Source organism: Streptomyces sp. NPDC058646, assembly GCF_042716875.1.
Taxonomy (GTDB): Bacteria; Actinomycetota; Actinomycetes; order Streptomycetales; family Streptomycetaceae; genus Streptomyces.
Map to the genome: position 1 here is coordinate 1 of NZ_JBHXRK010000070.1, position 5,318 is coordinate 5,318.

General features: G+C 67.2%; 4 protein-coding genes and 1 pseudogene. 4 read left to right on the forward strand and 1 reads right to left on the reverse strand.

The features are described 5' to 3' along the window. Nucleotides 1–661: 661 nt before the first annotated feature. The 3 genes from ACFWUZ_RS36090 (at nt 662) to ACFWUZ_RS36100 (ending at nt 4,011) form a co-directional block, all read left to right on the forward strand. Entirely contained in the window at nt 662–1,996 is a 1,335-nt protein-coding gene (locus ACFWUZ_RS36090; protein ID WP_384382331.1) for an ice-binding family protein, read from the forward strand. Between the two features lie 252 nt (nt 1,997–2,248). Continuing rightward, nucleotides 2,249–2,842: a DUF5819 family protein gene (locus ACFWUZ_RS36095; RefSeq protein WP_384382333.1), complete on the forward strand. Its 594-nt coding sequence runs from the start codon at nt 2,249–2,251 to the stop codon at nt 2,840–2,842. A gap of 53 nt (nt 2,843–2,895) precedes the next feature. Next, a complete protein-coding gene (locus tag ACFWUZ_RS36100) occupies nt 2,896–4,011 on the forward strand; it encodes an HTTM domain-containing protein (protein WP_384382337.1) in 1,116 nt (371 codons plus the stop codon). Between the two features lie 23 nt (nt 4,012–4,034). Here ACFWUZ_RS36100 and ACFWUZ_RS36105 read toward each other — a convergent pair. Continuing rightward, a pseudogene (locus ACFWUZ_RS36105) lies at nt 4,035–4,907 on the reverse strand (helix-turn-helix domain-containing protein); the annotation flags it as partial. A 105-nt stretch (nt 4,908–5,012) separates the two neighbouring features. Between ACFWUZ_RS36105 and ACFWUZ_RS36110 the strand changes: the two are divergent. After that, nucleotides 5,013–5,198 (forward strand): hypothetical protein, encoded by a 186-nt coding sequence (locus ACFWUZ_RS36110; RefSeq protein WP_384382335.1) that lies wholly within the window; start codon nt 5,013–5,015, stop codon nt 5,196–5,198. Nucleotides 5,199–5,318: the final 120 nt, after the last annotated feature.

Here is a 5,318-nt window from a genome sequence, read left to right on the forward strand (position 1 = left end):
AGTTGCCTGCGCGTCACGACCACAGTCCTACCGGGTTCCGCCCCGCGAAGAGGCCACAACCCAGGAACTGATCACGACACCACACAGGCCCTAGGCGCCCGATGTACCCCTCGCGTTCCGAATGATCCGCAGCTTTTGCGATCGGGGCCGCAGATTCGGCCGCTTGCCTGTTGCAAGGCCGGCAGAGGTACGGACTCGGGCCTGCGAGCCAGCATGTCCTGATGCTGTCGGTGCCACCGGCCTGCCGCGTCCGGTCTCGCCAGTCGCGGCCCGGACCCGCTCCACCACCGACGCGCCGTCACCCGTGCGGGCCAAAAGAATGCCTACAGGCGCACCCAACGCCGAGATTTATCCGAATCCCCGGAATGGCGGAATGCTCGCACATGTAAATGGGTCTGATTATCGGACAGGGGGTGAGGAGAATGGCCCGCATAGGGTAAGTGCACTCTCTGTTTAGGTCGCATATCTGATGATCTCCGTCGTGAATTCTGCTATTACCTGCGCGTCTTTCGCTTTCCTGTGTCCCGGCGCGCCGCCTCCCAACTTGGGGTCGTCCTTGCCCGGGAGAGTTACTGCGTAATATGCCGTTTCATCCATCAGGCTTCCCGGGCGATCGGTCAGGGCCCGGCATGCCACGGCCCCTCTAGGAAACGGCCTCTCGATGAAACTGAGAAATCTTCAAGCGGCTCGGCGCCGTGCTTTGTCCGGCGGGCTGGCCTCGGGTGTCGCGGCGACGGTCGCCGCCGTCATGGTCGCTGTCACTCCGACGGTGGCGCTGGCGATTGCCACCCCGGTGCCGCTGGCCACGGCGGCGAGCTACTCCGTGCTGGCCGGCTCGCAGGTCACGAACACGGGCCCCTCCGTGATCAGCCGCGACCTCGGTGTGCACCCGGGCACGGCGGTCACCGGATTCCCCCCCGGTCTGGTGCTCGGTGCCGTGCACTCCGCGGACGCTGCCGCGCTCCAGGCCAAGAACGACTTGGTCACGGCCTACAACAACGCCGCTGGTCAGGCGACCGATTTCGCGCTGCCGGCGGGAATCGGCACGGGCACCACCCTGCTTCCCGGTGTCCACACGGCTGTGGCCGGTGTGGGACTCACCGGCGACCTCATTCTGGACGCCGGCGGAGATCCGAACGCCGTCTGGGTGTTCCAGATTCCCGAGGCGCTGACCACGGCATCGTCCAGCCGGGTGCTTCTCACCAACGGTGCTTCGGCGTGCAACGTGTACTGGCAGATCGGCAGTTCGGCCACGCTCGGCACCAACTCCACCTTCGTGGGGACGATCATGGCGCTGACCTCGATCAGCGTGACCACGGGCGCGAACATCGAAGGCCGGGCCTTGGCTCGCAATGGCGCCGTGACGCTCGACACCAACCGGATCTTCCTGGGGACGTGCGCGACCGGCGGCACCACGACCGGTACGACGACGGGTACCACGACCGGTACGACGACGGGTACCACGACCGGTACGACGACGGGTACCACGACCGGAACGACAGCTGGCACCACGGCTGGTACGACCGGCGGGACTTCGGGTGTCCTCGGCGGCGTACTCGGCGGTGTGACCACAGGCGGTGGCCTGCTCGGCGGCCCCATCGCGAACCTCGTGACCGGCGGCACCTCGGGGAACATCTCCGGCAACACCTCCGGGAACACCGCGGGAAACACGACCGGGGCCGCTACCGCGGGCAATACGACCGGTGGGCACATCACGGGCGGAAGCATTACCGGCGGGAACATCACCGGTGGGAACGTCGGCAAGCCTGGCAAGCCGGGTCGCGGTCAGGGTGAGGGCCCCGGCAAGCCGGGCCACGGCCACGGCCACGGTGAGGGACCGGGCAAGCCCGGCCACGAGCACGGTGAGGGACCGGGCAAGCCCGGCCACGAGCACGGTGAGGGACCGGGCAAGCCCGGCCACGGTGACAAGCCCGGCGCGCACCATGGCTATGGCGCCGAGCCCGTGAACTTCGACTACAAGGCTTTCGAGGGCTAGGCACGGGCCGTACGAAGTCCGCCCAGCGGACCGCGGCGTGCGGCGGAGCCCTGATCGGGCTCCGCCGCACGCTACCGGGCGCAGCAGGAAGGCCGGATGTGAGCAGCCGATACGAGAAAGGCAGGGTGGGGCGTGTTGAGCGGACTCGAATCAGCGGCCGTGAAGGAGCTCCAACAGGCCGGATCTGATCCGGACCCGCAGGACCCACATGATGAAACAGTGACGCCGCACCGGCCGGCCCTAGGCGCCCGTGTGCTGACGGTGACCCTCCGCACCGCCGTGGCGCTGTGTCTGCTGACGACTTTGACCCACGTAGCCCTGCTGTTCCTTCACGTGGCGCCCCCCAATTTCGTCTCGAACCGGTTCAGCCCGCAGATCAACGCCTGGGTCTTTCCCCTCTTCGAACAGAACTGGCGGCTCTTCGCACCTGAACCCGACTCCGTAAATCGCACGATTCTCGCAAGGACCGCCCACACCGCCCCGAATGGTTCGGCTCAAGTGAGCGCCTGGTTCGACCTGAGCGCGGTGGATAATTCGGCGGTGGAGCACAACGTCTTCCCGAGTCACACGACGCAGAACCTCCTGCGCCGCGCCTGGACCTCCTACGGCGAAACACACGGAGGAGACGACACGGCGGACTCGGACCGCGCTGTGATGATGCAGAAGTACCTGCGGAACATCGCCGTGGCCCGTGTCAGGGCCCACCGCGACGGCGCCGCCTTCGAGTTCATCCAGCTTCGCGTCCTCACGCAGCCGATCGCCGCACCGGGCAAGGCGCCGGGCAACCGCCCGCCGGCGCCTGCTGACGAACGGCTTCTGCCCTGGTGGAAGGTGACGTCCCCGTGAGAACTGAGCACACCCCCCAGCCCCCGCCCCGCCCCGCCCCGCCGACAGGCCCCATGCGCGGCAACACGCACAGGACGGCACAGCGCTGCCTCGCGGCCGTCACCGCCCGGCCCGCTTCGCTGTACGCGGTGGCGGTCATGCGGGTCGGCTACGGCATGCTCTACCTGCTCTTCCTCCTGCGCGAGTTCCCCCACCGCCACGAGATCTGGGGGCCCGCCTCCCCCTGGACGCCCGAGCTCTCACAGCAGCTCTTCGACCAGACGGGCTGGAACAGCATCCTGGCCCTGTCCGACAGCCCCGCCTACTTCGAACTCTGCTACGTGACGGCCCTCCTCACGTCAGCGCTGTTCATGCTGGGGTGGCGAACCCGTGCCACGTCTGTTCTGTTCGCCATCGTGGTGACCTCGTTCCATGCGAAGGCCATCTTCATGACGGACGGAGGTGACAACCTGATCCTGCTGATGGCCATCTACCTCGCCTTCACCGCGTGCGGCCGCCGCTGGTCCCTGGACGCCCGCAGAAACCACCTCCGTACGGCCCGTACTACCGGAGCGCCCGAACAGCGGAAAAGCCGTGTGTCGCCCCGCCTCCGTGAAGCGCGCGGCACCTTGACGACGGTCGTGCACAACTGCGCCCTCTTCGTCATGGCGGCAGAGGTCTGCTTCCTGTACGGGTCAGCAGGCCTGTACAAGGTCCAGGGCGCTTCCTGGGGCAGCGGCACCGCGCTCCACTACGTCCTGAACCTCGAACTCTTCCAGCCCTGGCCGGCGCTCTCCCAACTCGCGGACGACTACGCGATCCTGATCGCCATCGCCACCTACACGACGGTGCTCCTGCAAGTGGCCTTCCCCTTCGTGCTCTTCGGCCCGCTCAAGTACCCGGTCCTGGCCATGCTGCTGGGGATGCACCTGGGCATCGCGTTGATCATGGGGCTGCCCTTGTTCTCCGGAGCGATGATCGTGGCGGACGCCGTGTTTCTTCCCGACCGCTTCTACACCTCACTGGCCGCGCTGTGCCGCCGTAGGGTCCGGCAGACGCGCCCTTGGCGGCAGGCTCCCGGTTCCTCGACTTGCGTAAGGGTTCCCCCACAGGGCGGGCAGCTTGCGCCACCTGGCACGCAGCCCGACTCTGCTGGGCTCGGCGGGCGCCCGTCGGCTCGTTCCGCATAGGTCCGGGCTGTCCGGGTGATGAGGCGCTCGGTGCGCTCCGGGTCCAGAGCGTGGGCCCGGAGACGGTCGTACAGCACACTGAAGCTCCGGACCTCCCAACGATTCTGCAGGTAGAGGTCGCTGGTCAGCCGCTCGAGATACACCGTCCCCGTCCCGGGCGTATCGGCGAAGTGGAGGACGGAAAACTGTCCCGACAGCCCGGGATGGGCCCCCGCATCATGGGGGAGGACCTGCACGCTGATGTGCGGCTGCGCACCGAGACGGTTGAGGTGCTCGAGCTGTTCGCGCATGATGTCAGGGCTTCCCACGACACGACGCAGCACCGCTTCGTCCAGGACGACCCACAGGCGGAAGGCACGGGCCGGATGGTGAGTCCGGTGCTGTCGACGCATCCGTACCTCCACGCCTGCCGCAACCTGCTCGGACGTGGGCTCAGGGATCATCCCCGCGATAACCGCGGCCGCATAGGCGGGGGTCTGCAGAAGGCCCGGGACCACCATGGGCTCGTAGGAACTGATAGCAGAGGCTTCCATCTCCAACCCGATATAGACCGAGCAGGGGACCTCGCCGTACGCGCCCCACCAGCCCCGCCGCCCCGATTCCCTCGCCATCCGCATCAACCCGTCAACAACCTGCTGGTCCGCGACTCCGTACAGACCGCACATATCCCGCACGTCACGTGGACTGATCGCCCGCCGGCCCGTCTCAATGAGGCTGATCTTGGGCTGGGAAACCATCAGCTGCTCAGCCACCTGCACACCTGTGAGACCGCGCGCCAAGCGCAGACGCCGGAGCTCCGCCCCGAGCCTGATCCTTCTGATGGTCGGGTTCTCATTCACCGCCACTGGCGGTCTACCTCCAGCTTCAGATCGTCTACCAGCCGTAAGAGACCGCACGGCCGAGCCCGGGCGAACCCAGGCGCCGTGTATCGACGTACAACGAGCCTAGCTATTCAGCGTCACCGGCAAGGTACGCAGACCGTCTTACCTGCATGCCACGTCGTGTCCCGCACCGACGGCGACCAGCTGCCGCTCCTCTGGACCCCGCAGGACCGGAAAGACCCGATGCTCATGGCCCCGCACCTCGTCTACGCCCGCGAGCCGCTCCCGGCTTCCGGCTTCCGGTCCCACCGTATTCCCCGCCTGCCCCGAGTTCCGACGACCCGTGCCGTCCTGGCGAGCTGGTAACGGCTGATGTCCATGGCCGTCGCCGTAGGGCCTGTGTGGTGTCGTGATCAGTTCCTGGGTTGTGGCCTCTTCGCGGGGCGGAACCCGGTAGGACTGTGGTCGTGACGCGCAGGCAACTCA